The sequence below is a fragment of the Amycolatopsis sp. NBC_01307 genome, from assembly GCF_035975215.1.
Taxonomy (GTDB): domain Bacteria; phylum Actinomycetota; class Actinomycetes; order Mycobacteriales; family Pseudonocardiaceae; genus Amycolatopsis.
In genome coordinates, this window is sequence record NZ_CP108403.1 from 5,081,655 (window position 1) to 5,107,732 (window position 26,078).

Annotated in this window: 23 protein-coding genes; 12 read left to right on the forward strand and 11 right to left on the reverse strand. The window is 73.6% G+C overall.

The window, feature by feature from the left end; genetic code table 11:
* Nucleotides 1–78 precede the first annotated feature (78 nt).
* Nucleotides 79–1,281: an extracellular catalytic domain type 1 short-chain-length polyhydroxyalkanoate depolymerase gene (locus OG439_RS21240; protein WP_326951098.1), complete on the forward strand. Its 1,203-nt coding sequence runs from the start codon at nt 79–81 to the stop codon at nt 1,279–1,281.
* Here OG439_RS21240 and OG439_RS21245 read toward each other — a convergent pair.
* From OG439_RS21245 to OG439_RS21255, 3 genes are read right to left on the reverse strand one after another with little or no spacing between them, the layout of a single operon-like run.
* Nucleotides 1,278–3,401: a TOMM precursor leader peptide-binding protein gene (locus OG439_RS21245; RefSeq protein ID WP_326951099.1), complete on the reverse strand. Its 2,124-nt coding sequence runs from the start codon at nt 3,399–3,401 to the stop codon at nt 1,278–1,280. The two genes, OG439_RS21240 and OG439_RS21245, sit on opposite strands and share 4 nt — an antisense overlap.
* Entirely contained in the window at nt 3,398–3,586 is a 189-nt protein-coding gene (locus tag OG439_RS21250) for a hypothetical protein (RefSeq protein ID WP_326951100.1), read from the reverse strand. The genes OG439_RS21245 and OG439_RS21250 overlap by 4 nt, the downstream gene beginning before the upstream one ends.
* Nucleotides 3,583–3,873, reverse strand: a complete 291-nt coding sequence (locus tag OG439_RS21255; RefSeq protein WP_326951101.1) for a hypothetical protein — start codon at nt 3,871–3,873, stop codon at nt 3,583–3,585. The genes OG439_RS21250 and OG439_RS21255 overlap by 4 nt, the downstream gene beginning before the upstream one ends.
* 81 nt (nt 3,874–3,954) lie before the next feature.
* Between OG439_RS21255 and OG439_RS21260 the strand changes: the two genes are divergently transcribed.
* A complete protein-coding gene (locus OG439_RS21260) occupies nt 3,955–4,929 on the forward strand; it encodes a helix-turn-helix domain-containing protein (protein WP_326951102.1) in 975 nt (324 codons plus the stop codon).
* Between the two features lie 85 nt (nt 4,930–5,014).
* Here OG439_RS21260 and OG439_RS21265 read toward each other — a convergent pair whose 3' ends face one another.
* Nucleotides 5,015–5,533: a TetR/AcrR family transcriptional regulator gene (locus OG439_RS21265; RefSeq protein ID WP_442792342.1), complete on the reverse strand. Its 519-nt coding sequence runs from the start codon at nt 5,531–5,533 to the stop codon at nt 5,015–5,017.
* A 94-nt stretch (nt 5,534–5,627) separates the two neighbouring features.
* On the opposite strand from OG439_RS21265, the gene OG439_RS21270 reads away from it, so the two are divergent.
* On the forward strand, nt 5,628–6,515 hold the full coding sequence (locus OG439_RS21270) for an NADP-dependent oxidoreductase (protein WP_326951104.1): 888 nt from the start codon (nt 5,628–5,630) through the stop codon (nt 6,513–6,515).
* Nucleotides 6,516–6,661: 146 nt separating this feature from the next.
* On the forward strand, nt 6,662–7,078 hold the full coding sequence (locus tag OG439_RS21275) for a hypothetical protein (RefSeq protein ID WP_326951105.1): 417 nt from the start codon (nt 6,662–6,664) through the stop codon (nt 7,076–7,078).
* Nucleotides 7,079–7,258: 180 nt separating this feature from the next.
* On the opposite strand, the gene OG439_RS21280 is transcribed toward OG439_RS21275, so the two are convergent.
* The 4 genes from OG439_RS21280 to OG439_RS21295 all read right to left on the reverse strand — a co-directional run bounded on the left by OG439_RS21280 (nt 7,259) and on the right by OG439_RS21295 (nt 11,744).
* Entirely contained in the window at nt 7,259–9,133 is a 1,875-nt protein-coding gene (locus tag OG439_RS21280; RefSeq protein WP_326951106.1) for a helix-turn-helix domain-containing protein, read from the reverse strand.
* 1 nt (nt 9,134) lies between these two features.
* Nucleotides 9,135–10,463 (reverse strand): MFS transporter, encoded by a 1,329-nt coding sequence (locus OG439_RS21285; protein WP_326951585.1) that lies wholly within the window; start codon nt 10,461–10,463, stop codon nt 9,135–9,137.
* 56 nt (nt 10,464–10,519) lie between these two features.
* Nucleotides 10,520–11,269, reverse strand: coding sequence for a 3-hydroxybutyrate dehydrogenase (locus OG439_RS21290; RefSeq protein WP_326951107.1), 750 nt, complete (start codon nt 11,267–11,269; stop codon nt 10,520–10,522).
* 82 nt (nt 11,270–11,351) lie between these two features.
* Entirely contained in the window at nt 11,352–11,744 is a 393-nt protein-coding gene (locus OG439_RS21295) for a VOC family protein (RefSeq protein ID WP_326951108.1), read from the reverse strand.
* An 86-nt stretch (nt 11,745–11,830) separates the two neighbouring features.
* Between OG439_RS21295 and OG439_RS21300 the strand changes: the two genes are divergently transcribed.
* Both OG439_RS21300 and OG439_RS21305 read left to right on the forward strand, forming a co-directional pair.
* Nucleotides 11,831–12,769 (forward strand): helix-turn-helix transcriptional regulator, encoded by a 939-nt coding sequence (locus OG439_RS21300; protein WP_326951109.1) that lies wholly within the window; start codon nt 11,831–11,833, stop codon nt 12,767–12,769.
* 223 nt (nt 12,770–12,992) lie between these two features.
* Nucleotides 12,993–15,059 carry an AMP-binding protein gene (locus tag OG439_RS21305; RefSeq protein WP_326951110.1) on the forward strand — a complete coding sequence of 689 codons (2,067 nt, stop codon included), beginning with the start codon at nt 12,993–12,995 and terminating at the stop codon, nt 15,057–15,059.
* A 197-nt stretch (nt 15,060–15,256) separates the two neighbouring features.
* Here the strand turns inward: OG439_RS21305 and OG439_RS21310 are convergent, their stop codons facing one another.
* From OG439_RS21310 to OG439_RS21320, 3 genes are read right to left on the reverse strand one after another with little or no spacing between them, the layout of a single operon-like run.
* The gene (locus OG439_RS21310; protein WP_326951111.1) at nt 15,257–16,126 is read right to left on the reverse strand and encodes an alpha/beta fold hydrolase; all 870 of its coding nucleotides are present in this window, start codon (nt 16,124–16,126) and stop codon (nt 15,257–15,259) included.
* On the reverse strand, nt 16,123–17,184 hold the full coding sequence (locus tag OG439_RS21315) for a tartrate dehydrogenase (RefSeq protein WP_326951112.1): 1,062 nt from the start codon (nt 17,182–17,184) through the stop codon (nt 16,123–16,125). Before OG439_RS21315 ends, OG439_RS21310 begins: the two co-directional genes overlap by 4 nt.
* A gap of 45 nt (nt 17,185–17,229) precedes the next feature.
* The gene (locus OG439_RS21320) at nt 17,230–18,120 is read right to left on the reverse strand and encodes a LysR family transcriptional regulator (RefSeq protein ID WP_326951113.1); all 891 of its coding nucleotides are present in this window, start codon (nt 18,118–18,120) and stop codon (nt 17,230–17,232) included.
* Nucleotides 18,121–18,276: 156 nt separating this feature from the next.
* Between OG439_RS21320 and OG439_RS21325 the strand changes: the two genes are divergently transcribed.
* From OG439_RS21325 to OG439_RS21350, 6 genes are all read left to right on the forward strand, one after another.
* On the forward strand, nt 18,277–19,596 hold the full coding sequence (locus OG439_RS21325) for an SWIM zinc finger family protein (protein ID WP_326951114.1): 1,320 nt from the start codon (nt 18,277–18,279) through the stop codon (nt 19,594–19,596).
* 409 nt (nt 19,597–20,005) lie between these two features.
* The gene (locus OG439_RS21330) at nt 20,006–21,397 is read left to right on the forward strand and encodes a DUF5691 domain-containing protein (protein WP_326951115.1); all 1,392 of its coding nucleotides are present in this window, start codon (nt 20,006–20,008) and stop codon (nt 21,395–21,397) included.
* Nucleotides 21,394–22,482 carry an ATP-binding protein gene (locus OG439_RS21335; protein ID WP_326951116.1) on the forward strand — a complete coding sequence of 363 codons (1,089 nt, stop codon included), beginning with the start codon at nt 21,394–21,396 and terminating at the stop codon, nt 22,480–22,482. The genes OG439_RS21330 and OG439_RS21335 overlap by 4 nt, the downstream gene beginning before the upstream one ends.
* Entirely contained in the window at nt 22,479–24,665 is a 2,187-nt protein-coding gene (locus OG439_RS21340; protein WP_326951117.1) for a DUF5682 family protein, read from the forward strand. Before OG439_RS21335 ends, OG439_RS21340 begins: the two co-directional genes overlap by 4 nt.
* Nucleotides 24,662–25,828: a VWA domain-containing protein gene (locus tag OG439_RS21345; protein ID WP_326951119.1), complete on the forward strand. Its 1,167-nt coding sequence runs from the start codon at nt 24,662–24,664 to the stop codon at nt 25,826–25,828. Before OG439_RS21340 ends, OG439_RS21345 begins: the two co-directional genes overlap by 4 nt.
* Nucleotides 25,829–25,918: 90 nt before the next feature.
* Nucleotides 25,919–26,041: a ribosomal protein bL36 gene (locus OG439_RS21350; protein WP_247053887.1), complete on the forward strand. Its 123-nt coding sequence runs from the start codon at nt 25,919–25,921 to the stop codon at nt 26,039–26,041.
* Nucleotides 26,042–26,078 lie beyond the last annotated feature (37 nt).

Sequence of the window (26,078 nt, forward strand, 5' to 3'; positions counted from 1 at the left end):
GTGCGCGGCCACATGGTCAGGCCGTCGCGGCCGACCTAACGTCGTCGGAAACCCTCTCAACGCCGAGAAGGAATCCCCATGCGCAAACTCGCTTTCGCCGGGCTCGCCGCGATCACCGCCGCCGTGCTCACCACCGTCGGGGTGGCGTCCGCCGACCCGCCCGCGGCCTCCCTCGTCCAGATCTCGTCGTTCGGCGCCAACCCAGGCGCGCTGGCGATGTACACCTACACCCCCAGCGGCCTCGAAACCGGGCGCCCGGTCGTCGTGGCGCTGCACGGCTGCACGCAGAGCGCGGCGGACTACTACGCCCACTCCGGCTGGCCCGCGCTGGCCGACCGGTGGCGCTTCGAGGTGGTGTTCCCGCAGCAGTCCACCGCGAACAACTCGCTGAAGTGCTTCAACTGGTTCGGCACCGCGGACGACACCCGGGGCAACGGCGAGGCCGCGTCCGTCAAGTCCATGGTGGACAAGGCGATCGGCGACCACGGCTCGGACCGCTCCCGCGTGTTCGTCACCGGCTTGTCGGCCGGTGGCGGCATGACGGCCGACCTCCTGGCCGCCTACCCGGACGTCTTCGCCGGCGGCGGCATCGACGCCGGGCTGCCCGCGCAGTGCGCCACCAGCGTCACGCAGGCCACGAACTGCCAGCAGAACAACCAGAACCTGACGCCGGCGCAGTGGGCCTCGCGCGTCACGGCGCAGTACCCGGGTTACGGCGGGCCGTGGCCGCGCGTCGCGATCTGGCAGGGCACCGGCGACTACACCGTCTACCCGGTCAACGGCACCGAGCTGCGCGACCAGTGGACCGCGGTGCACGGCCTCTCCCAGACGCCGTCGAGCACGCAGTCCCTGCCCGGCGGCACGACGTTGACGAACTACGGCGACAAGGTCCAGCTGTACTCGATCGCGGGCATGGGCCACGGCACCGCGGTCGACCCCGGCACCGGCACGACGCAGTGCGGCAGCACCGGCGCGTACTTCCTCGCCGGGATCTGCTCCAGCTACTACACGGGCGTGTTCTTCGGGCTGGACAAGGGATCCGGGACCACTCCCCCGCCGACGACAACAACGCCGACGACGACCACCACCCCGCCGCCGTCGGGTGCCTGCGTGTCGGCCAGCAACTACGCCCACACCCAGGCGGGCCGCGCGCACCAGAGCAGCGGCCAGACCTACGCGAACGGCTCCAACCAGGCGATGGGCCTGTGGAACACCTTCACGGTCCACGCGCTGCGCGAGACGTCGTCGGGCTACTGGGTCCTCGCCGACGGGCAGTGCTAGAGGAAGATCGGCATCGGGTTGAGATCGTCGTACGCCGTGGGCTCGGTCACCCGGCCGAGCCGCACGGGGACGTCGTAGAGCCGGCCGGGCGCGAACCGCGGCCGGAAGCCACGCATGCCGGGCACGATCACCTTGACCACGGGCAGGCCGATGTCCGGACGCGTCTGGTCGAGCAGGAACACCTCCAGCCCGGCGCGTTCCAGCCGGTCCTGCAGCAATCGCACGTCCGCCAGCAGGTCGGACGTGTAGGTGTAGCCGTAGTCGCCGGGGCCGAGCGCGGCGCTCGCCGGATCGGGCACCAGGTACGGCTGGTTCGCCACCGTGGCCTCCCGCGACCAGCGCGAGCCGTCGGGGAACGCGGGCAGCAGCTGGTTCAGCTCGGTGAGCGCGCGCCGCAGCGCGACGGCCGCATCGAGGTGCGCGCCGAAGCCGAACGCGATCTCCTCGAGTGGCCCGCCGGTGCGCCGGGAGACCGCGGCCATCACCGGCACACCCAGGTCGGACGTCACGTCCAGCACCCACAGCTCGCGCCCCAGGCCGGCGTAGGCCGCCCGCAGCTCGGCGAGCCAGGGATCGCCGAACGCGGCCAGGTCGACCCCGGGCTGCCGCGTGCGGTTGTACCACCACAGCGCGACGGCGTCGCGTTCCACGACCTCCAGCATCCCCTGCAGCGTCGCGTCCTCCAGGCTGCTGCCGGCGGCGTTGCCGTTGGAGTCGGCGAACACCGGGCCGGCGGGCCCGCCGAAGTACAGCAGCGCGGCCGGGAACAACCGGTGCTCGCCGCGGGTCGGCGACCACACCGGCGTCCAGTCGAGGACGGCGTCTTCGTCGAACGTGTCGCCGTCGATCTGGCGTTCGTGGAACAGCAGGCAGGTGCCGGGGTGCACGGCCGCGGCGCCGAGCGCGCGGAAGCTGCCCCGCACCCGCTCCTCGTCACCGTCGTGGTGGCCGCTGTGGCGTTCGAGGGCCTCGCACAGCGCGCCCACCTCGGCCTCGATCGGGGTGACGCCCTTACCGCCGTTCTCACTTCGCAGCGCCGTGCGCAGCCGCTCGGCGCCGCGGCGGCCCAGCGCGACGTTGGGGCCGGCGAGGTACGAGGCGAACAGGGCCGGGCCCCGCGTGTCACGGCGAAGCTCCTTGACGACGCCGGTCACCGGGCTGACCAGGTGCCGGTAGGTGGCGAGGACCTCTTCCGGCGGCCGGGACCGGTGCCCGCCCCCGGCGAGGTGGGCCTTGGGCCGGGACTCCAGCCGCACGGGCCGGCGCGTCCGCTCCCGCACCAGGTCGGGCCGGCCGCAGGAGCGGCACTGCGGCCGGGCGCGCACGGCGTGCCGTTCGCCGGTCAGATCGCGGCTGTCGAACGTCCACAGCGTCCGCTGGCCCGGGTACCGCAGCCCGGCGAGCCACTTGGCCGCCTCCAGCGCCACCAGGTTGAGCGCGACCGCGGTGAGCGGGGCGAACGCCACCGCCGGCCGCGGCAGCGGACCGGCCAGCCCCAGCGTGTCGCGCACGTGCGCCTCGGCGGGACGGTTGCCCCACAACCGCGTGGCGAGGCAGTGCCAGCACGGACCGTCCCCCGGCGTGAAGAACGGGCCGATCCACAGCCGCGCGCCGACGGTCTTGGCCGGCAGCCACGGCCGGCCCAGCGCGCGGTGCTCGGCGTCCACATCGGACAGATGAGCGGCGAGGTAGTCGTCGCACAGCACCACGGACAGGTCCGCGGCCCCGTCGATCTCGAGCCCGGCCGCCCGCAAGGCGGCCGCGGCCGCGGAGTCGGGATCCGCTCCCCGCAACGCGATCCGGCCGCCCCGGGCACCAGCTGCGCCCGCCGCGTCCCAGTAGGCCGGGTCCGTGCCGGGCTGCCGCAGGGCGATCAGCCCCGCTTCGGCGAGGTCATCCAGGACCCCGGCCGCCTCGTCGGCGGGGACGTCGCCGGGCAACGCGCGGCGCAGCGCCGCGAAGTCCCGGGTGCCGTCGAGCAACGGGACCAGCGACTCCAGGTGCGGCCCGCGCAACGCCGTGGCGTCGTCCTCGGACACCACGTACACCGCGTCGCCGGGCACCACGGTGACGCTCAGGTGGCGCTTGAACCCGACCAGCGGACCGGGCGGATCGGTCACCGTGAAATCGGCGGCAGCTCATCCTTACAGGGACTGACCGAGGTGTCTCCGAAGCACGCGACGCACATCCTCACCGCCCCCGGCGCGGCCGTGCGCCGGCCGTCGAGCCGGTCGACCGTCAGGCCGGGAACAGCGGCCGGTTCGGTGCCGAACGCCGATGTGAGCGCGTGTCTGAACTCGTTCACGAATCCCCCTCGGATCGCTGATCGCGGACGGCCATCGTCGCCCGGGTCACCGGGGACGCGCCAGGGCCGGCCGGGGGAACGGGGTGGCCGAAACCGGACATCACGACGACCACCGTCGTCACCTCGATCCGCCGGATACACCCCTGCGGCGTGGGACGGCAGGGCGCGCCGATCCGGCGGACCGCGACCGGCTGCCAGGTCAGCGACGGCCCGCACGGGGGCGTCGGGGGAACCGGCGTCACGGGAAGCAGCGCGAGCACCGGCCAGAGGATTCGCCACACCCCCATCACCCAACCCGGCGGGAGCGCGGAACCGGAAAGCATTCGAGCCGGTTCAAATCCGCCGCGCCCGCTGCTACCGTCGATCCGGTGTTCACGCTGCGGGTCGACGCCGAGACGGTGTCCCGGACCCGCCTGTCGCCGTCACCGGCGTCGGAGTCCGTGGCGTGGCTGAAGCTCGTCGCCGGCTCGGGACGGCACGCGGTCTTCGGGGATCCCGGGCCGCTCGCTCGCGCGTCGCTCGCCCACCCGGACGTCGCCCTGCTCGCGGAGCTGCTGCCGCGGGGCGGTGACGGCTACACCCCCGACCTGCTCACGCCGCAGCCGGGCGCGGGCACCGGGCCGCGTGAGCTGCTCGACGAGCAGCTCACCCGGATCGAGGCGACGGCGCAGGACGACCTCGAGTTCCAGATCCTCGACGGCACCCGGGCCCACTGGAGCCGGCCGCTCCCCACCGCGATCCGCCGGATCGCGGAGTCGGGGCGGATGCAGCACCGCCTCGCCGCGGGGCTGGCCCGGTTCTGGCGCGACGCCCTGTCCGAGGGCTGGCCCGAGCTGCGCTCGATCATCGACCAGGACATCGCCCACCGCGCGCAGACCCTCGTCGGCCACGGCGTCGGCCGGGTGCTCGGCACGCTGCACCCCGACATCGGCTGGACGGGCGACGCGATCACCTTCGACGCGCGGTGGGAGGGCGAAATCGACGTCGCGGGCCGGGATCTGGTCCTCGCTCCCAGCGTGCTCGGCTGGCCCGGCGCCGTCATCCAGGTCGACGTGCCCGGGCAGGTCGTGCTCTACTACCCGGCCCACCGGGTCGGCGCCGGCCGCGACCGCAAACCGGCCACGATCGCGCGGGTGGTGGGCGTCGCCCGCGCGGCGCTGCTGGCGGACCTCGAGACCGCCCGGTCGACCGCGGAGCTGGCCACCCAGATCGGCTACACCCCGGGCACGGTGTCCTACCACCTCAGCGCCCTGCACCGCGCGGGTCTCGTCAGCAAGGTCCGCGACGGCCGTTTCGTTCTGTACCAACGGACTTCCGAAGCGGGCGTCCTCACCGAGAGCTAGGCCGACGCACCGGCTTTCCGGAACCACCGGGCTGAGCAGCCCCCGTTTTCCACGCTACCGAAGGGCACCGACAGTTCCCCGGGAGCTAGCCGGCGAGCAGGCCCGTCAGCAGCACCCCGGTCAGCTGCCGGGCCACCGACGTCGTCCGCGCCGACGTGATCGCCATCAGCGCGACCCGCGCGTCGTCGACCGAGACGCGGGGCCGCAGCACGCCTTCGTCGCGGGCCCGCTCGACCAGCCGGCCGAACGCCTCGGCGTGCTCGCGGCGGCGGTCGGCGAACGCCGGGCCGCCCAGGGCCTCGACCAGCCCGCGCTCCTGGACCTGCCATTCGCCGAAGCGGTGGAACGTCCGGGTCAGCGCGCGGCGGCTGTCCGGGTCGGCGAGCGCGGCCCGCAGCTGCTGGGCGCACCGCTCGACCTGGCCGGCGAGCACGGCGGCGAGGAGGTCGTCGCGGGACGGGAAGTGCCGGTGGACCGTCGCCGGGGCCAGCCCCGCGCGCCGGGCGATCTCGCGCACCGGCAGGTCCGCGCCGTCCCGCGCGAACGCCGCGTGCGCGACCGTCACCAGGTGACGCCGGTTGTGTTCGGCGTCCACCCGGCGCATCCGAGTCGGTTCGTCCCGCACGGCTCTCACTTCCCGCTCGTCACCCCTGCTCACTCCTACCGTAGGCGCAGACGTCCCGAGACGAGGAGTGATCGTGTTCGCAGCCTTCTTCGCGCGGTTCGGCCCGCCCGAGGTTCTGTCCGTCGGTGCGCTGCCGGAGCCGCACGCCGGCCCGGGCGAGGTCCGGATCCGCGTGCGGGCGGCCGGAGTCTCGCCCGTCGACCTGGCGATCCGCGCCGGGAAGTCGCGCTCGCCCATCGCCTTGCCGCACATCCCCGGCGTGGACGCGGCGGGCGTCGTCGACGAAGGTCCCGGGATCGGCGACGAGGTGTTCGGCACGGTCGACGTCGCCCGCCTCGGCGGGGCGAGCGCCGAGTTCGCGGTCCTCGCGTTCTGGGCGCCGAAACCGCCGTCCATGCCGTGGGAGCAGGCCGGTGGCGCCGCGTCCGGCGTCGAGACGGCGACCCGCGCGCTCGACCTCCTGGCCGTCGGCCCGGGTTCGACGCTGCTGATCGACGGCGCGACCGGCGGGGTCGGCAGCCTCGCCGTCGGCCTGGCCCTGGCCCGCGGCGCGCGGGTGCTCGGCACCGGCGCCCCGGAGAACCGCGACTTCCTCGCCGAGCTGGGTGCCGAGCCCGTCGACTACGGCCCCGGCCTGCGCGAACGCGTCACCGGGCCGGTTGACGCGGCTCTTGACGTCGCTGGAAAGGGGTCACTGCCGGAGCTGATCGAGCTGACCGGAACGCCGTCGAAGGTGGTCACGCTCGCCGACTTCAGCGGCCCCGAGCACGGCGTCCGCGTCTCGGTCGGCGCGCTCGGCGGTCAGCCGGACGGGCGGCACGGTCTCGCACAGGCTGCCGCGCTGTTCGAGGAGGGACGCTTCCACGTGCCGGTGCAGGCGGTGTTCCCGCTGGCCGAAGCGGCCGCGGCGCACGCGGTGGCCGGGCCGCGGCGGGGCAAGATCGTGCTCGCCGTGCCCTAGCCCGCTGGTGGCCGACGATCAGCGCGACGATCGCGGCGACCGAGAGCACCGCCAGGAACGCGGCGGGGGTGACCGGCAGGCCGAAGTCGACGACGAGCCAGTACCCGAGGTCCGAGCCGTTGATGTCACCCCCGAAGGTCATGACCGTGCCGAAGCCGACCGTCACGGGCAGCAGCCACGAGCGGGTGAGGATCTCCACCCGCGACGGCCACGCCGGTCCCGGCAGGAGCACGCCGGCCAGGGCCGTCAGGGGCAGGACCGCGAACGGCCACACCAAGGCACCCAGCAGCACGGCCGCCGAGCCGAGCAGGGTCAGCAGCACGATCGACGTGTGGATGCCGAAGTCCTCGTCGAGCGAGGGCGTCGACGCCGGAGTGGCCACGAGCATCACCACGAGCCCGGCCGCCACCGGGCCGAACCACGCGAGTGCCGCCCGCCGGCCGGTGGGCTCGCCGTCCCGGGACGACCAGGAGTCGATGTCGCACACCAGTTTCCCGCGCGGTGAAAGGTCCGCGCGGACGTACACGGCCAGCGACACCTGGAGCAGGCCGTTGACGGCGTAGGCACCCAGCAGGATCGCCACACCGGTGCCCTGGCTGTCGACGTCGCCGTCGAGGAAGAACGCGAAGTAGCCCCACAGGCCCGCGACCGTCGCCGCGGCGGCGACGGCGAGTTCGGGCAGGGCGCGGATTTTCATGGGAGGAGCAGGGTATCCGCCGGGAACGCGGCCCGGTGTGGGTCGTTCAACCGAGGCGGTGCAGGCGCAGCGCCAGCTGGATCTCCAGGGCCCGGTCCGGCGCCTGCCAGTCCTCCCCCAGCAGCGACGCGATCCGTTCCAGCCGCTGCACGACGGTGTTGACGTGGACGTGCAGCACGTCCTTCGTCCGCGCCAGCTGCGAACCGCTCGCGAAGTACGCGCGCAGCGTCGCGACCAGCTCGGTGCCCCGGCGTTCGTCGTAGCCGAGGACCGGGCCGAGCGTCGCGCGGACGAACGCGCCGAGGTCGGCCTGGTCGCCGAGCAGCTGGCCGAGGAAACCGAGGCCGGCCATGTCCGCGCCCTCGCCGGCGCGGCCGAGCGCGAGCAGCGCCCGCACGCACCGCGCCGCTTCGGCGTGGGCCGCGGCCAGGGCTTCGGGCCCCGCGCCGGGACCGGCCGCGCCGACGGTGACCGGGCGCCCGGTCACTGCGCCGAGATCGGCGGCGACGCGGCGGGCCAGCTCGCCCGGATCGCCGGTGCCCAGCAGGACGACCTCCTCCGCGTGCACGCCGACCAGCGTCGCGTGCCGGACGGCGGCGCTCGCGAGCCGTCGCCGGGAGACGTCGTCGGCGTGCACGACCAGCACCGCGTGCGGCACGGCGAGGTCGATGCCGAGCCGTCGGCCGCGGGCGAGCAGTGCGCGCGGGTTGCGGCCGGGCGCGGTGAGCAGGTCGGTCAGCAGCTCGCCGCGGACCTCGTCCTCGGCCCGGACCACCGACCGCCGCAGCATGAGCAGCAACGCCGTCACGACGCCGGCGCGTTCGAACAGCCGCCGGTCCGGGTCCGCGAGGTCCGCCCGGCCGGTCAGCACCAGGCTGCCGAGCAGCTCCGGACCGGCCTGCACCGAGCAGACCCAGGAGTCCGCATCGGACACCGTGGGCACGGCCCGGCCCGCCGCCCGCGACGCGGCGAGCGCGGCCGGGTCGTGGCGCGCCGGGTCCGCCGAGTGCGCCAGGACGGCACCTTCGGTGTCGAACACCGTGAGGGCGCCGCGCAGCACGCCGGCGACCGCCGCGGCGACGTCCGGCAGGTCGCCGCCGCGCAGCACCAGGTCGGTGAGGCGGTCGTGCGCGTCTTCGGCACGTTCCATCGCCTCGTTGTGCGCGCGGATCGTCGCGTTGGCCTCGTTGAGTTCCGCGACGGCGCGGCGCGTCTGGTCGAGGAGGTTCGCGCTGTCCAGGGCGATCGCCGCGTGGTCGGCCAGCGACGACAGCAGCGCCACTTCGTCCGCGGAGAACTCGCGCGCACTGCGGTCGGACGCGAAGAGCACGCCGAGCACCTTCGAGCCGATCGCCAGCGGGACGCCGAGGATCGCGGTCAGGCCTTCGTCCTTGACGCCGGAGTCGATGTGGCGGGTGTGCCGGAAGCGTTCGTCGGTGAAGTAGTCCGCCGTCGAGTACGGCCGCGCGGTCTGCGCGACGAGCCCGCCGAGGCCCTCGCCCATGCCGAGCACGATCTGCTGGAACTCCGCCGACACCGAGCCGTCGCTGACCCGGATGTAGGTCTTGCCCTCGGCCTCGTTGTTGAGGCTGAGATACGAGACGTCGACGCCGAGCAGCGCCCGCGCGCGGCGGACGATCGAGCGCAGCACGGTGTCCGGTTCGGACAGTCCGGCCAGCTCGCTCGCGGTGTCGAACAACGCGACCAGCTGCGCCTCGCGCCGCCGGTGCTCGGCCAGCGTCTCGCGGATGCGCAGGGCCAGCTCGCCCGCGTTCGCCAGCGCGGTCAGGTCGGCGGCGGCGAGGGCGCCCTCGGCGCGCGCGGCCACGACGACGTGCGCCAGCTGCTCGGTGCTCGCCCCGGAAGCGAGCAGGTCGAGCAGCCGGCGCAGCGCGTCCGAGGGTGCGGTCACGGCGGTCATGCTAGGGCGAAACGGTCGCCGTCTCCGCTTGGACGTCGTCGTCGTGCAGGGATTCGCCACGCGTTTCGCGGGAGGCGAGCAGCGCGACGACCGTGATCAGGCACATCGCGGCGACGTACAGCGACACCGGAATCGTGCTGCCCCAGCTCTGGAACAGCGCCACGGCGATCAGCGGCGCGACGGCCCCGGCCGCGATCGACGACAGCTGCCCGCCGACGGAAAGGCCGGTGTAGCGGACGCGGGTCGGGAACTGCTCGGCGAAGAAGGCGGCCTGCGGCCCGTACATCGCGCCGTGCAGCACCAGCCCGACGGTCGTCGCCAGCACGATCACGGCGGCCGACTTCGTGTCCAGCAGCGCGAAGAACGCGAAGCCCCACAAGGCCATGCCGATCGCGCCGAACAAGTACACCGGACGCCGGCCGACGCGGTCCGACAGCGCGCCCCACAACGGGATCGTCACGAAGTGCACGGCCGAGCCGATCAGCACCGCGCTCAGGCCGAGGCCCTTCGCCAGGTGCAGCCCGGTCGTGACGTACACGAGGATGAACGCCGTCAGCACGTAGTAGGAGACGTTCTCGGCCATCCGCGCGCCGATCGTGACGAGCACCTGGCGCCAGCTGTCGCGGAAGACCTCGACGACGGGGACGTGCTTCCCGGGCCGTTCCTCGGCGCGGCGCTGGGCGGCCAGGAACACCGGCGACTCCGAGACGGCCAGCCGGATCCACAGGCCGATCACCAGCAGCACCCCGGAAAGCAGGAACGGGACCCGCCAGCCCCAGGCCAGGAACGTCGCGTCGGACTGCGTGGCGGACAGGATCGCCAGCACGCCGGTGGCGAGCAGGTTGCCGCCGGGCGCGCCGCACTGCGGCCACGACGCCCAGAACCCGCGCCGCTTCGCGTCCCCGTGCTCGGAGACGATCAGCACCGCGCCACCCCATTCACCGCCGAGCGCGAAGCCCTGGACCAGGCGCAGCAGCGTGAGCAGGACCGGCGCGGCGACGCCCGCGGTGGCGTACGTCGGCAGCACGCCCATCAGGCAGGTCGAGCCGCCCATCAGGACCAGGCTGAAGATCAGGAGCTTCTTCCGGCCGAGCCGGTCGCCGTAGTGGCCGAAGACGAGCCCGCCGATCGGCCGCGCGAGGAACCCGACGGCGTAGGTGAGGAACGCCAGCAGCGTGCCGGTGAGCGGGTTCGCCGTCGGGAAGAACACCTTGTTGAACACCAGCGCGGCGGCGGAGGTGTAGAGGAAGAAGTCGTACCACTCGATGGTGGTGCCGATCAGGCTCGCGCCGACGATCTTGGCGATCGCCGACCGCGGGGGCTGGCTCACTGCGGCGTGCGATTCGGCGTCCAAAACGGGCTCCACTTCCTTGTGGCGGACGGGTTCTAGGCGGCGGTCCAGCCGCCGTCGAGCGGGATGGAGGCCCCGGTGACGTGGCCGGCGTGCGGCGAGCACAGCCACGTCACCAGGGAAGCGACGTCCCCGGGTTCGATGAGCTTCTTGATCGCGGCGCGCTTGAGGAGGACCTCGGCGACGACGTCCTCACGCGGGATGTCGTGCTCGGCGGCCTGCGCGTCGATCTGCCCGTCGACGAGCGGGGTGCGGACGTAGCCGGGGTTGACGCAGTTGCTGGTGACGCCGTGTTCCGCGCCCTCCAGCGCGGCGACCTTGGAAAGCCCTTCGAGCCCGTGCTTCGCGGTGACGTACGCGGCTTTGTAGGCGGACGCGCGAAGCCCGTGGACGCTCGACATGTTGACGATCCGCCCCCAGCCCCGCGCGTACATCGACGGGAGGCTCCGCCGGATGAGCAGGAAGGGCGCGGTGACCATCAGCGCCTGGATCCGCGCGAACTGCGCGGGCGGGAAGTCTTCGAGCGGCGCGACGTGCTGGATCCCGGCGTTGTTGACCAGGATGTCGACCTCGGCCGGGAGCGCGTCGATGGCGTCGGCGTCGGTGAGGTCGACGGCGTGCGCCCACCCCCCGACCTCGGTGGCCGCGGCCTCGGCGTTCTCCGCGTCGACGTCGACGACGTGCACCTTGGCCCCGGCCGCGGCGAGAGCGCGGACGCAGGCCAGGCCGATACCGCCGGCCCCGCCGGTGACGAGGGCGGTGCGCCCGTCCAGATCGCTGGTCATGGACGGGAACGGTAAGCGCGCCACCGGCGACGAGCCATGTGCGCGGAACCCACAACCCGGGAAGATCCAGTGGTCGCCGCAGCTATGAACGTTCCGTCAGCACGGACAGGTAGTGCACGTTGGTCATGACGCCGAGGACGTTGCCGAACGGGTCGACGACCGAGGCCGTCACGAAGCCCGGGCCGCGCTCGGTGATCGGCTCGTACTCCTTCGCGCCCAGCTCGTGGAGCCGGGCGACCGTCGCCTCGAGGTCGTCGACGTGCCAGTAGACGATCTCGCCGCCCGGTGTGTCCGCGCCCGCCGGTGCGTACTTGCGGTCGATGAGGCCGAGTTCGTGCTGGTAGTCGCCGAGGCGGAACTCGGCGTAGCCGGGGCGGTGGAAGTAGGGCTCGATGCCCAGGAACTCCGTGTACCAGGCCTGCGCGGCCGCGTGGTCGTCGGCGAAGTACGAGACGGTGGCCATTCCTCGCAGCATGTCTGCTCCTTCTTCCTTCGGTGTGGGGACAGCATGCGGGCTGAAAGTGCGCACCGAGTGAGCACTTTGTTTGCGAGACTGCTCCCATGCGCGCCGACCGCCTCGTGGCCACCCTCCTGCTGATGCAGACCCGCGGCCGCGTCACCGCGGGCGAGCTGGCCGCGGAGCTGGAGGTCTCCGTCGCGACCGCCCGCCGTGACCTCGAAGCGCTCTCGGCCGCCGGCGTGCCCGTCTACCCGCAGCCCGGCCGGGGCGGGGGCTGGCAGCTCGTCGGCGGCGCGCGGACCGACCTGTCCGGCCTCACCTCCCGTGAGGCGCAGGCGCTGTTCCTCCTGGCCGGCCCCGCGGCCGCGATCGCGCCGGAGGTGAAGTCGGCGCTGCGCAAGCTGATGGGCGCGCTGCCCGGCACGTTCCGCGCGGACGCCGAGGCCGCGGCGGACGCGGTGGTCGTCGACCAGGCGGGCTGGGGCGAGCGGCCGAAGGCCCGGCCGCCGATGGTCGAGGCGCTGCGGGACGCCGTCATCGCGCGCCGCAAGGTCCGCCTGACGTACGCGGGGCGCGAGACGTCGGAGCGGCTCGTCGACCCGTGGGGCCTGGTCGACAAGGACGACGTCTGGTACCTCGTCGCCGGTACCGAGAAGGGCCGCCGCACGTTCCGCGTCGACCGGATCACCGCGGCCAAGCCCATCGACGCCGTCGCGGACCGGCCGTCGGACCTCGAACTGGCGCGGGTGTGGGAAGAAGTCGTCGAAGAAGTCGAAAAACGCCGCTCCCCGCTGACCGCGGACGTTGTGCTCGACCGGCGGTACCTCCGGGTGCTGCGCGACCGGTTCGGCCGGCACTGCGAGCTGATCGGTGAGCTGCCGGGCGACCGCGTGCGCGTCCGGGTCGCCGCGCCGGCGCCGATCATGATCGCCCAGGAGCTGGCCGGCTGGGGTGCGCTGATCGAGGTCGAAGGTCCGGAATCCGTACGTGCGGAGCTGGCTCGCCTCGGATCCGAACTGGTCGCTCGGTACCGCCACTGACCGGGTGAAGATCTTTTAGGGCTTCTACTGAGCGTGCGCTTTGTCCTGCCAGACTCGGTAAACACCGTTCATCGGTACACTGTGGACAGTGCAAACACCCACCAAGAGTGTCCGTTACTCTCCGGTATCATGCCGTTCGGAGTATCCGTGCTCACCCGTTTGCTGCTACCGTAACGCCTCCGTGACCTGAACGTGTGTTCGGTGACTTCGGTGAGGGCAGACGATGCGTGACGATGTGATCGAGGCGAGTGCCGTGGTCGGGCATCCGCCGGAGGTGGTGTGGCAGATCGTCGGATCGCCGGAGTGGTATTCCCGGTTCGTTCCGGAGATCAGCTGGTGCGAGGTCCAGGAACCGGCCTCGCGCGGCCGGGGTCCCAAGGGCCTGATCCGGATCGTCCCCGAGCGCCGCCCGATGCTGGAGACGCAGATCCAGGCCGTCGTGTACCGGCCGGGCGAGCACGTCGTGTGGTGCGGAGTCCCCGACGACGGCACGTGGGTGTCCCTGGAGCTGAGACCGCTGGCCGGCGGGAAGACCGAGCTGTTCGTCCGGATGATGCTGCAGCCGGCGCACATGGAGCTGGTGTCGTCCATCAAGAAGGACATCCGCGTCGTCGCGCGGCGCCTCGACCTGCACCTGTCCGGTCGGGCCGACCCGGACGCCGACCGCGAAGGCGTCAAGGCCACCAAGATCCGCACCACCGGCATCCTGGTGCGCGCCGGGGTGCTCAGCCCCGGCCGGCCGGACAAGCTGGCGCGCCAGCTCAACTCCGTGGCGCAGTGGGGCGCGACCGTCGCGGGCGGCTACCAGGCCGCCGCGGCCCGCGCCGTCGACCAGCCCGCGCTGCACGACGAGCGCAACGTCCGCACCTTCGGCCAGGTCCAGGAACGCAGCGACCGGCTCACCAACGCGCTCTCCGAGCTCGGCGTCAACGAGCGCGACCGGATCGCGCTCATGTGCCGCAACCACTCCGCGATGGTCGAGTCGTTCGTCGCGGCCAGCAAGCTCGGCGCCGACGTCATCCTGCTGAACACCGGCCTCTCCGCGTCGTCGGTCAAGGACGTGCTGGCCGAACACCGCCCGGCCGCCGTGCTGGCCGACGACGAGTTCGCCCAGACCATCGCGAACGTCCCCGGCGACTTCGCGCGCATCAGCACCTGGCCGGACTCCGAGACCGGCTACCCGACCGTCGACGAGCTGATCCAGGCCGCCCCCGCCGACCGCCCCAAGCCCGTGGAGCGGCCGGGCCGGCTGATCGTGCTCACCTCCGGCACCACCGGGACGCCGAAGGGCGCGCGCCGCCCGACCCCGAAGGGCATGGGCGCGGCCGCGTCGATCCTCGACCGGATCCCGCTGCGCTCGGGCGACCGGATCCTCGTGGCGGCGCCGCTGTTCCACAGCTGGGGCCTGGCCGCGATGCAGATCGGGATGGCCCTGCGGTCACCGCTCGCGCTGGTCCGCAAGTTCGACGCCGAAGAGACCCTGCGGACGATCGCCGAGCAGCGGTGCGACGCGCTGTTCGTCGTGCCGATCATGCTGCAGCGCATCATGGACCTGCCCGAACGCGTCCGCGCGCGCTATGACCTGTCGTCGTTGCGGATCGTCGCGAGCAGCGGGTCGGCGATGTCCGGGGCGTTCGTGACGTCCTTCATGGACACCTTCGGCGACGTCCTCTACAACTTCTACGGCTCGACCGAGGTCTCCTGGGCGAGCATCGCCGACCCCGCCGACCTGCGCGCCGCCCCGACCACCGCGGGCCGCTGCCCGCTCGGCACGAGCGTCGCGATCCTCGACGAGGACCGCAAGCCGGTGCCCCCGGGCGGCGAGGGCCAGATCTTCGTCGGCAACGACATGCTGTTCGACGGCTACACCTCCGGCACGGACCCGGCGCGGGCGGCGGACCTGATGGCCACCGGTGACGTCGGCTACCTCGACGCGGCGGGCCGGCTGTTCGTCACCGGCCGAGCCGACGAGATGATCGTCTCCGGCGGCGAGAACGTCTTCCCGCGCCCGGTCGAAGAAGCCCTGGTCGCACTGCCCGGCGTGCACGACGCGGCGGTGGTCGGCGTGGCCGACGCGGAGTGGGGCCAGCGACTGGCCGCCTACGTCGTCCCGCGGCGCGGCGCTTCCCTGCACGCGGAGGACATCCGGCAGTACATCCACCACCGCCTGGCCCGTTTTGCCGTGCCTCGTGACGTCTACTTCGTGCCGGACCTGCCGCGCAACGCGACGGGCAAGATCCTCAAGCGCCTGCTGCACGACGACACCTGGCCGGCCACCACGGACTACTGAGACACCGGCTGCCGCAGCACGGACTTGAGCTTCCCGGGTGCCGCGCGTCGACGGCTTCCGCGCGCCTGGCCAGCGCGACGGCGAGCCGTTCGGGCGGGACGACGGGGCTGTTCGCGAGGCCGGCCAGCACCGGCGGGTGCACCGGGCGCAGTTCGGCGATCGCCGCCTCAGTTCTAGTGCTGGAACACCGCGCGGAGTCAACCGAAGAACTCCGCCAGTTCGGCCGCGACCTCGGCCGGGGCCTCCTCGGGCAGGTAGTGATCCGACGGCAGGGCCCGGCCGGTGACGTCTCCGGCGTACCCGCGCCAGACGTCGAGGACGTCATAGCTACAGCCGACGAAGCTGCGCTCGCCCCACAGCGCCCGGACGGGGACCTGGAGGAGACGGCCGGCGTCGGCCTCGTCGTGCTCCAGGTCGACGGTTGCGGCGGCCCGGTAGTCCGCGCAGGACGCGGCGATCGACTCCTCGTCGAAACACCGCACGTACTCGGCCATCGCGGCCGGGTCGAACGGCGTGCCGCCCGCGTGCCGCGACGTCATCCGGGCGCGGATCCAGAACTCCGGGTCGGCGCCGATCATCCGCTCCGGCATGCCGTGGCCCGCGGTGAGGAAGAACCAGTGCCAGTAACCGGTCGCGAAGTCCCGGTCGGCGCAGGCGAACGCGTGCCGCGTCGGCACGATGTCGAGCACGGCCAGCGCGCGCACGGCGTCCGGCCGGTCGAGGGCCAGCCGGTGCGCGACGCGGCCGCCGCGGTCGTGCCCGGCGACGGCGAAGCGGTCGAAGCCGAGTTCGGCCATCACAGCCACCTGGTCTCTTGCCATGGCCCGCTTCGAGTACTCCGCGTCTCCGTTGGTGGGAGCGGGTTTGCCGCTGTCGCCGTAACCGCGCAGGTCGGTCGCCACGACCGTGAAACGCTCCGCGAGCAGCGGCGCGACGGCGTGCCAGATCACGTGCGTCTGCGGGTAGCCGTGCAGCAGCAGGATCGGCGGGCCCTCGCCCCCGATCGCGCAGCGGATCGGCACACCGGCGTCGACTGTGCGGTACCGGAACGGCAGCGGGACGCTCATCGGGCTCCTCCCAGCTCGTCGAGCACCGCGCGGGTGAAGCTCACCGTCGTCGCGGTGCCGCCCAGGTCGGGCGTGCGCAGCCGAGTCTTCGCCAGCACCGCGGCGAGCGCACGTTCGACGTCGGCGGCGGCTTCGGCGTGGCCGAGATGGTCCAGCAGCAGCGCGGCCGCCCAGATCGCGCCGATCGGATTGGCGATCCCGCGCCCGGCGATGTCCGGCGCGGAGCCGTGCACCGGCTCGAACATCGACGGGAAGTCGCGCTCGGGGTTGAGGTTGGCGGCCGGCGCGAGGCCGATCCCGCCCGCGACGGCCGCCGCGAGGTCGCTGAGGATGTCGCCGAAGAGGTTGGACGCGACGACGACGTCGAAGCGGCCCGGGTCGAGCACGAACTTCGCGGCGAGGGCGTCGATGTGCTCGGACTCGACGTCGACCTCGGGCCGCGTGGCGGCGCGCTCGGCGACGATCTCGTCCCAGAACGGCATGGTGTGCACGATGCCGTTGGACTTCGTCGCCGACGTCAGCTTCCCGCGACGACGCCGGGCGAGGTCGAGAGCGTAGTCGACGACCCGCGTGACGCCGGGGCGGGTGAAGACGGCCTCCTGCACGGCGAGTTCGTCGGGCCGGCCGCGGTTGAGGCGGCCGCCGATCTCGCTGTACTCGCCCTCGACGTTCTCCCGGACCACGACGAAGTCGACGTCGCGAGCGCAGCGGACCGGGCTGTCGAGGCCGTCGAACACCCGGATCGGGCGGAGGTTGACGTACTGCCGGAAGCCGCGGCGCAGCGGGATGAGCAGGCCCCACAGGGAAATGTGGTCGGGCACGCCGGGCGCGCCGACGGCGCCGAGGAAGAGCGCGTCGTGCTGGCGGACGCGGTCGAGGCCGTCGGCGGGCATCATCGCGCCCTCGGCGAGGTAGCGCTCGCAGGACCAGTCGAACTCGTCGTAGCGGAAGGCGACGCCATGCCGTGCGCCGGCGGCGTCGAGCACGGCGCAGGCCGCCGGGGTCACTTCGCGGCCGATGCCGTCGCCGGGGACGAGGGCGATGCGGTGGGAGGTCATGCCCTCGATGTCAGCAGGCGGCGGTGGCCCGCGTCCAAGACCGGATCACGGTCCGTCCGATAGGCTCGGCCTATCGATCGTGGCCACGAACGCGGCCGCCGTCGGCGTCAGCGCCGCCCGGCCGACCAGCGCGACGTGCAGGTGGGCGGGCGGATCCAGCGCGAACACCCGCGCCCCGGCCCGCTCCGCGAGCGACGTCCACGAGTCGGCCAGCACGGCCATCCCGACCCCGCCCAGCACCAGCGGCAGGATGGCTTCGCGGTGCTCGGTCTCCACGACCGGCACGACGTCGACGCCGCCCGCCCGGATGTCGTCGACGAGCCGCCGCATGCCGGTGCCCGGCTGGCCCACGATGAGCCGTCGACCGTCGAGCTGCTCGCGCCGCACCGGCTCGCCGTCCGGGAACGGCGCGTCCGGCCCGGTGACCAGCACGAACCGCTGCCGGCCGCACGGGATGACTTCGAGCCCGGCGGCTTCGAGCCGCTCGGGACCGGCAGCGAGGCCGAGTTCGGTGACGCCGCCGCGGACCATGCCGAGGACGTCGTCCGGGGTGAACGCCGAGCGCACGGCCACCGTCAGGCCGGGGTGGCGCGCGGTGAACCGCCGGATCATCCCGCTGAGCGGCTCGACCGCCTGCGACGGCATGGCGGCGATCTCGACCCGCCCCGCCTCGAGCCCGCCGACCGAGTCGACGGCGGCCCGCGCGGCGTCGAGCCCGCGGACGATCTGCCGGGCGGGTTCGACCAGGGCGTGCCCGGCCTGGGTCAGCACGAGCCGCCGGCCGACGCGGTCGAACAGGCGGGTGCCGAGATCGCGTTCGAGGACCCGGACGGCTTGGGAGAGCGAGGGTTGCGCGATGTAGAGGGCGTGTGCGGCCCGGCTCATCCCGCCGTGGTCGACCACGGCGAGGAAGTACTCGAGCTGCCGCGCGTCCACACTCACCTCCGGGGCGGCCCAGCATAGATCGCGACCCCGCCGAACCCGGACTGACCTGCGCTCACGGAAATTGTCGGTGGGTACTGGCATGCTTCGTCGGGTAAGCCACCCCGGGCCTTCCGCCCGGGGAAACCGACCGGACAGCAAAGGAAACCAGTGGGGGGACAGGTGGTGACGGCGGTGCCGTGGACCGCGGAACGCGTGGCCGGGCTCGCACCGGATCCCGCTTCGGAGAAGGCCGGGCGGGCGCTCGCGACACCGGCGAAGTGGTCCGGCGCGGGCGTGAACGAGGACGCGGTCTGGGGCTTCTGCCAAGGCAGCGGCAAGAAGCCGTACCAGACGTGCGTCGAGCTGGCCGAGCCCGCGTTCCGGTGTTCCTGCCCCAGCCGCAAGTTCCCGTGCAAGCACGCGGTCGGGCTGCTGCTGATGTGGGCCGCCGGGCAGGTCGCCGCGGAGGCGCCGCCGGAGTGGGTGAGCACGTGGCTCGCCGAGCGGGCGGACCGGGCGCGGAAGGCGGAGCAACGCGCGGAAGCCGCGGGCCCCAAGGACGAAGAGGCCGCGGCGAAGCGGGCCGAAGGCCGCGCGGCGCGCGTCGAAGGCGGTATCGCGGAGCTGAAGGTGTGGCTGACCGACCGGGTCGGCGCGGGGTTCGCGGGCTTCGACCGCGACGGCGCCGAGGAGCTGCGCACGGTCGCGGCCCGGATGGTCGACGCGCAGGCGTCGGGCCTGGCCGGCGGCCTGCGGCGGGCGGCCGGGATCGTCGGCCGCCGCGACTGGCCGGACGCGCTGCTGGCCGAGCTGTCGCTGTTGTTCCTGCTCGCGGACGCCGCAGGCCGGCTGAGCGGACTGCCGCCGGAGCTGGCGGAAACCGTGCGGACGCGGCTCGGGTTCTCGGTCGAGACGGCGCGGGTCCTGGAGAGCGGCGAGCGCGTCTCGGACGAGTGGCTGATCACCGGCGCGGCCGACGAGGAGAACGACCGCCTGCTGACCCGGCGCACCTGGCTGCGCGGCCGGCTCACGGGGCGCGACGCGCTGGTGCTCTCGTTCGCGCCGCCGGGCCGTCCGCTCGACGCGTCGCTGCCGCCCGGGCACCTGCTGGCGGCGGAGCTGGCGTTCTACCCGGGTGCCGCGCCGCTGCGCGCCTTGGTGGCGGAAAAGGGAATTCCGCTGCCGGCCCCGTCGGCCGAGGGCGGCTCGATCGACGGCGCGCTGGCGGCGTACGCCCGGGCGATGGCGGCGGACCCGTGGCTGGAACGCTGGCCGGTCCTGCTGTCGGAGGTGACCCCGGCCGAACACGCCGGCGGCTGGTGTCTGTCCGAAAAGGACGGAGCAGCGCTCCCCCTGGTGCCGTACGCGTTCCCGTGGTCACTGCTGGCGCTGTCGGCGGGCGGCCCGCTGACGGTGGCGGCGGAATGGAGCCAAGCGGGCCTGCGCCCGCTGACGTGCTGGCACGAGAACCGAGCGGTGCGGCTATGACCCAAACCAGCCCCGCGCCGCCCCTCCAACCACCCGTGTCGACCCCCCAGACACGCGTGTCGTCCCACCAATCACGCGAGTCGACCGCCCAAGCACACGAACCGACCCTCTGGGTACGCGAGCCGACTCTCCAGGCACGCGAGTCGACCCCTTGGGTACGCGAACCGACCCTCCAGACACACGTATCGACCCTCCAGACACGCGAGCTGACCCTACAAACACGCGTGTCGACCCTTCGATCACGCGTGTCGACTCCCCCATCACGCGAGTCGACCCTCCAATCACGCGTGTCGACCCTTCAAGCACACGTGTCGTCTCCCCAGACACGCGAGCCGACCCGATACGCACCCGTGCCGGGATCGCTCGCCGGTCCACCGAACCCCCACCCGCAGACCAAGGAGGTGCGCTCGTGAAAGCCTGGGACGACCTCGTCGGCACCGCGCTCCTCGGCACCCGCCGGCGCCCGCTCGACCTGAGCACCCAGCCCGCCGCGGTCCGGGAGCTCGCCACCGAACGCGACGAGCCCGCGGAACAGCTGCTGGCCGCCGCCGCGGTGCTGACCACCTACCGGCGGGCCGGGCGGCGGGCGCTCGGGGACGTCAAGCCGCTGCCCGCCGCCGCGCCCGACGAGCGGCCGTTCGTGCCCGCTCTCGCGCGGGAACGGCTCGCCCGGCTGCTGGCCGCGAGCCACCCCGACCTGCTCCAGGAGTGGCTCGGCATCCTGGCCGGGACGCCCTACCGCGTCCCGCCGGAGTTCCTGCCCCTGCTGGCCGAAGCCGCGCGGACCAAGACCGGGCTGCGGGGGCCGCTCGTCGCCATCGCCGGGTCCCTCGGCGCGTGGCTCGGGCAGCGCAACCCCGACTGGGCCTTCCTAGCCGCGCCCGCCGAGGAGTCCGGTGACGTCTGGCAGTACGGCAGCCTCGCCCAGCGCCGCCGCTGGCTGGCCGCGCGGCTGACCGACGATCCGGACACGGCCCGCGAGGCGCTGACGACGTCGTGGAAGAGCGAGCCCGGCGACGTCCGCGCCGACTTCCTCGGGGTGCTCGCCGGGCACGTCCGGGACGCCGACGAGGACTTCCTCGAAGCCGCCCTCACCGACCGCGCGGCCGCCGTCCGCGAGAAGGCCGCGGATCTGCTCGGCCGGTTGCCGGACACGCGCCACGGGCACCGGATGGCCGAACGGCTGCGCCCGCTCGTCCGCCGCCGGGGCCGGATCCTCGAGATCTCCCTGCCCCGGACCGAACGCGGCCGGGAAGAGGGCACCGTCCGGCTGCGCACGCTGATCGCCGCCGCGCCGCTGTCGTTCTGGACGGAGTTCGGGCCGCCCGCCGAGGTGGTGCGGATGACCGTGGAGGGCTGCCCGCCCGGCGTCCTGCGTGACGCCTGGGCGTCCGCAACCTTGCGCCAGGGCGACGAAACCTGGGCGCACGCCCTGATCGGCGCCGACCCCGGCGGGCGCACCACCCCGCCGCTGCTCGGCGTGCTGAGCCCGGCGAGCCAGGCCACCACCATCGCGCACCTGGTCGGGCGGCTGCCCACCGAGTCGTTCGCCCGGCTGGTGCACGAGCTGCCCCGGCCGTGGACGGCCGAGCTCGGCACCGCGCTGCTCGACTGGATCGCCCGCCAGGACGACCACCGCCTGGTCTCGCACGCCGCCGTCGTGATCGCCCGCGCGGTCCCGCCCGGCTGCCTGCGCCACCCGCTGGCCACCACCCGGCTGACCATGGACGCCGGGCCGTGGCGCCGGGCGCTCACCGAAACGTTGAACTTCCGCCGCGAAATGTACGAGGAGCTCGCATGACCGCCCCCGCCACCGTCCTCCGGCCGCACGCCGAACAGGACCACGCCGCCGAACTCGCCGCCCTGACCGCCGCCGACGAGCGGGCCAAGCCGCCGAACTGGCTGCTGTCCCCGTGGGCCGTCGTCGAGTACCTGCTCGGCGGCACCCTGCCGAACGGCACCGTGATCACGCCCAAGTACGTCGGCCCGCGGCGGCTGATCGAGGTCGCCGTCGCCACCCTGGCCACCGACCGCGCGCTGCTGCTGCTCGGCGTGCCCGGCACGGCGAAGACGTGGGTGTCCGAGCACCTGTGCGCCGCGATCAGCGGCGACTCGACGCTGCTGGTGCAGGGCACGGCGGGCACGTCCGAAGAGTCGATCCGCTATGGCTGGAACTACGCCCGGCTGATCGCCGAGGGCCCGAGCGCGGCCGCCCTCGTCGAAAGCCCGGTGGTGCGTGCGATGCGCGACGGCAAGCTGGCCCGGCTCGAGGAGCTGACGCGCATCCCGGCCGACGTCCAGGACACGCTGATCACCATCCTGTCCGAGAAGACGCTCCCGATCCCGGAGCTGGGTGACGAGGTGCAGGCGCGGCCCGGGTTCAACATGATCGCGACGGCGAACAACCGCGACAAGGGCGTCAACGAGCTGTCGAGCGCGCTGCGGCGGCGGTTCAACACCGTGGTCCTGCCGCTGCCGGACAGCGCGGAGGCGGAGGTCGAGATCGTCAGCCGCCGGGTCCGGGAGCTGGGCACGTCGCTGCAGCTGCCCGCGGAGGCCGCCGAGCTGGCCGAGATCCGCCGGGTCGTCACCGTGTTCCGCGAGCTGCGCTCGGGCCGCACCGAAGACGGCCGCACGGCGGTGAAGTCGCCGTCCGGCACGCTGTCCACCGCCGAGGCGATCAGCGTGCTCACCGGCGGCCTGGCCCTGGCGGCCCACTTCGGCGACGGCGTCCTGCGCCCGCACGACGTCGCGGCCGGCATCCACGGCGCGGTGGTCAAGGACCCGGTCGCCGACCGCGCGATCTGGCTGGAGTACCTGGAGACGGTCGTCCGCGAGCGCGACGGCTGGGCCGACTTCTACCGGGCCGGCCAGGAGATTTCGTGACCACTACGCACCTGCTCGGCATCCGCCACCACGGTCCGGGTTCGGCCCGGGCCGTGGCGGCGCGGCTGGCGGAGCTCGCACCGGACGTCGTCCTGATCGAGGGGCCGCCGGAGGCCGACGCGCTCGTCGAACTGACCGAGGACCCGGCGATGGCGCCCCCGGTGGCGCTGCTGGCGTACGCGACCGACGACGTCTCGCGCGCCGCGTTCTGGCCGTTCGCGGTCTTCAGTCCCGAGTGGCAAGCGCTTGCGTACGCCCGCGAGGCCGGCGTCCCGGTGCGGTTCTGCGACCTGCCGGCCGCGAACACGTTCGCCGCCGGGCCGGACGACCTCGGCGCGCCCCACGGCGATCCGCTCGCCGGGCTGGCGGCCGCGGGTGGTTACGACGACCCCGAACGCTGGTGGGACGACGTCGTCGAGTCGCGGCGGGACGACGCGTCGCCGTTCGAGGTGATCGCCGAGGCGATGACCGCGCTGCGCGAAGACGAAGAGCCGCCGCAGGGCAACGAAGCGCGGCGCGAGGCCCACATGCGCTCGGTGCTGCGCCGCACGCGCAAGGACGGCTTCGAGAACATCGCCGTCGTGTGCGGGGCGTGGCACGTGCCCGCGCTGGCCGACCCGCTACCGCCGGCGTCGCACGACGCGGCCGTCCTCAAAGGACTCCCCAAGCGGAAGGTCGCGTGCACCTGGGTGCCGTGGACGCACGGGCGCCTCGCCACGGCCAGCGGCTACGGCGCGGGCGTCCTGTCACCGGGCTGGTACCACCACCTCTTCACCACGGCCGAGGACGTGACGACGCGCTGGCTGACGGGCGTCGCGGCCGTGCTGCGCGAAGAGGACCTGCCGGTCTCGACCGCGCACGTCATCGAGGCGGTCCGGCTGGCCGAGGCGCTGGCCGCGCTGCGCGGCCGGTCGTCGGCGGGGCTGGCGGAGGTCACCGAAGCCACCCGGTCGGTGCTGTGCGGCGGGGACGACGTGCAGGTCGGGCTGGTCACCCGGCGCCTCGTCGTCGGCGAACGCCTCGGCGAGGTGCCGGACCACGTGCCGCAGCCGCCGCTGGCCGCGGACCTGACCGCGACCGCGAAACGCCTGCGGCTGAAGAAGGATCCGATCGTCAAGGAGCTCGACCTCGACCTGCGGACCCCGGGCGGGCTGGACCGCTCGCGGCTGCTGCACCGGCTGCGCGTGCTCGGCATCGAGTGGGGCAGCCGGGAGGCGTCGGCGCGGCGGAACCGCGGCACGTTCCGGGAGACCTGGGCGCTGTGCTGGGAACCGTCGTTCGAGGTCGACCTCGTCGCGGCGGCCGTGCACGGCACCACCGTGCCGTCGGCGGCGGCGTCTGCCGTCCGCGACACCGTCGAAGGCACCCCGCCGCTCGACGAGGTCACCACCGCCGTCGAGAACTGCCTGCTCGCCGACCTGGCCGACGCGCTGCCCGACGCGCTCGCGGCGCTCGACGCAAGGGCCGCGGCCGACTCGGACGTCGCGCGGCTGATGTCCGCGCTGCCGGCGCTGGCCCGGGCGACCCGCTACGGCGACGTCCGCGGCACCGACACCGGCGCGCTGCGCGCGGTCGCCCTGCGGATGCTGGAGCGGGTCTGCGCCGGCCTCCCGCCGGCGACCCACGGCATTGACGACGACGCCGCGGCCCGGTTCTGCAAGCTGATCGACGGCGTCCACGACGCGACCGCGTTGCTGGGCGACGAGGCGAAGGACCGCTGGCTGGCCGCGCTGGCCCGGCTGGCCGAACGCCCGGCGCTGCCGCCGCTGCTGTCCGGGCGGCTGTCCCGGATCCTGCACGACGCCGGGCTGCTCGGCGCCCTCGACATCGAACTGCGGCTCGGCCGGGCGCTCACGCCGGGCGTCACGCCGTCGGCGGGCGCGGCATACGTCGAAGGCTTCTTCGACGGCGGGGCGCTGCTGCTGGTGCACGACGAGGGCCTGCTGCGGGTGATCGACGCCTGGCTCGCGGCGATCCCGGCCGACGTCTTCACCGAGGTGCTTCCGTTGCTGCGGCGGACTTTCGGGGCGTTCAGCAGTCCCGAGAAGCGCGCGATCGGACAGCGGGCGGCCGGGCTCACCGGCGCCGCACGGGTCGTCGTGCCGACAGCTGACGAACTGGACGAGGAACGGGCCGAGCGGGTGCTGCCCGTCATGGCGACTTTGCTGGGGGTGGGGGCATGAGCGTGGACACGGACCGGTTGCGTCGCTGGCGGCTGGTGCTGGGCGGCGAAGGCGCCGAAGGCTCGGGCCTGGCCGACGCCCAGCTGTCCGAAGAGGACAGTGGGGTGGACAAGGCCCTGGCGGCCCTCTACGACAAGCCGGACGAGGACGCCGCCGGCGGGCCGCGGAGCGCGAACCTCGGGGCGTCGGCGCCGCGCGTCGCGCGCTGGCTCGGCGACGTCCGGCGCTACTTCCCCAGCACCGTCGTGCAGGTGATGCAGCGCGACGCCGTCGACCGGCTCGGGCTGACCCGGATGCTGCTGGAGAAGGAGCTGCTCTCGGCGGTCGAGCCGGACGTCCACCTGGTCGGCACCCTGCTCTCGCTCAACAGCGTGCTGCCCGAGGAGACCAAGGAGACCGCGCGCGAGGTCGTCCGCAAGGTCGTCGAGGAGCTGGAGCGGCGGCTCGCCGACCGCACCCGCGCGGCGATCAAGGGCGCGCTCGACAAGGCGTCGCGCACACACCGGCCGCGTCCGGGCGACATCAACTGGGCGCGCACGATCCACGCGAACCTCAAGCACTACTCCCCCGAGCTGCGCACGATCGTGCCGGAGAAGCTGATCGGCTTCGGCCGGCGGCAGCAGGCGGTGCAGCGCGACGTGATCCTGGCCGTCGACCAGTCGGGCTCGATGGCGGAGTCGGTGGTGTACTCCGGGCTGTTCGGCGCGGTGCTGGCGTCGATGCGCGCGCTGAAGACGTCGTTCGTCGCGTTCGACACCGAGGTCGCGGACCTCACCGAGCACCTCGCCGACCCGGTCGACGTGCTGTTCGGCACCCAGCTGGGCGGCGGCACCGACATCAACCGCGCGATCGCCTACTGCCAGGGCCTGGTCGGGCGCCCCGAGCAGACGCTGCTGGTGCTGATCAGCGACCTCTACGAGGGCGGCGACGAGGACGAGCTGCTGCAGCGCGTCGCCGAGCTGGTCGGCTCGGGGGTCCAGGTGGTGACGCTGCTGGCCCTGTCGGACTCGGGCGCGCCGTCGTACGACCACGAGAACGCGGCGGCCCTGGCCGAGCTGGGCGTCCCGGCGTTCGCGTGCACCCCGGACCAGTTCCCAGAGCTGATGGCCGCGGCTGTCCGAGGCGACGACCTGCAGGCCTGGGCGGCCCGCGAGAACAGCTGAGTTGCGGGATTAAACCCACCCCGGCCGCTGTTGAAGCCACCGTGGGACGCATTCGGGCCCGCACCGCCGACCAGGAAGGGACGGCTCACCATGAAGGTCCGCAGTTCGCTTCGTTCGCTCGCCCGCCAGCCGGGCGCCCAGGTGATCCGCCGCGGCACGCGCGTGTTCGTGATCAACAAGGACAACCCGCGTGCCAAGGGCCGCCAGGGCTGACCCGCGGGTTACGCAACGCATCGACCGGGCCTCGGAA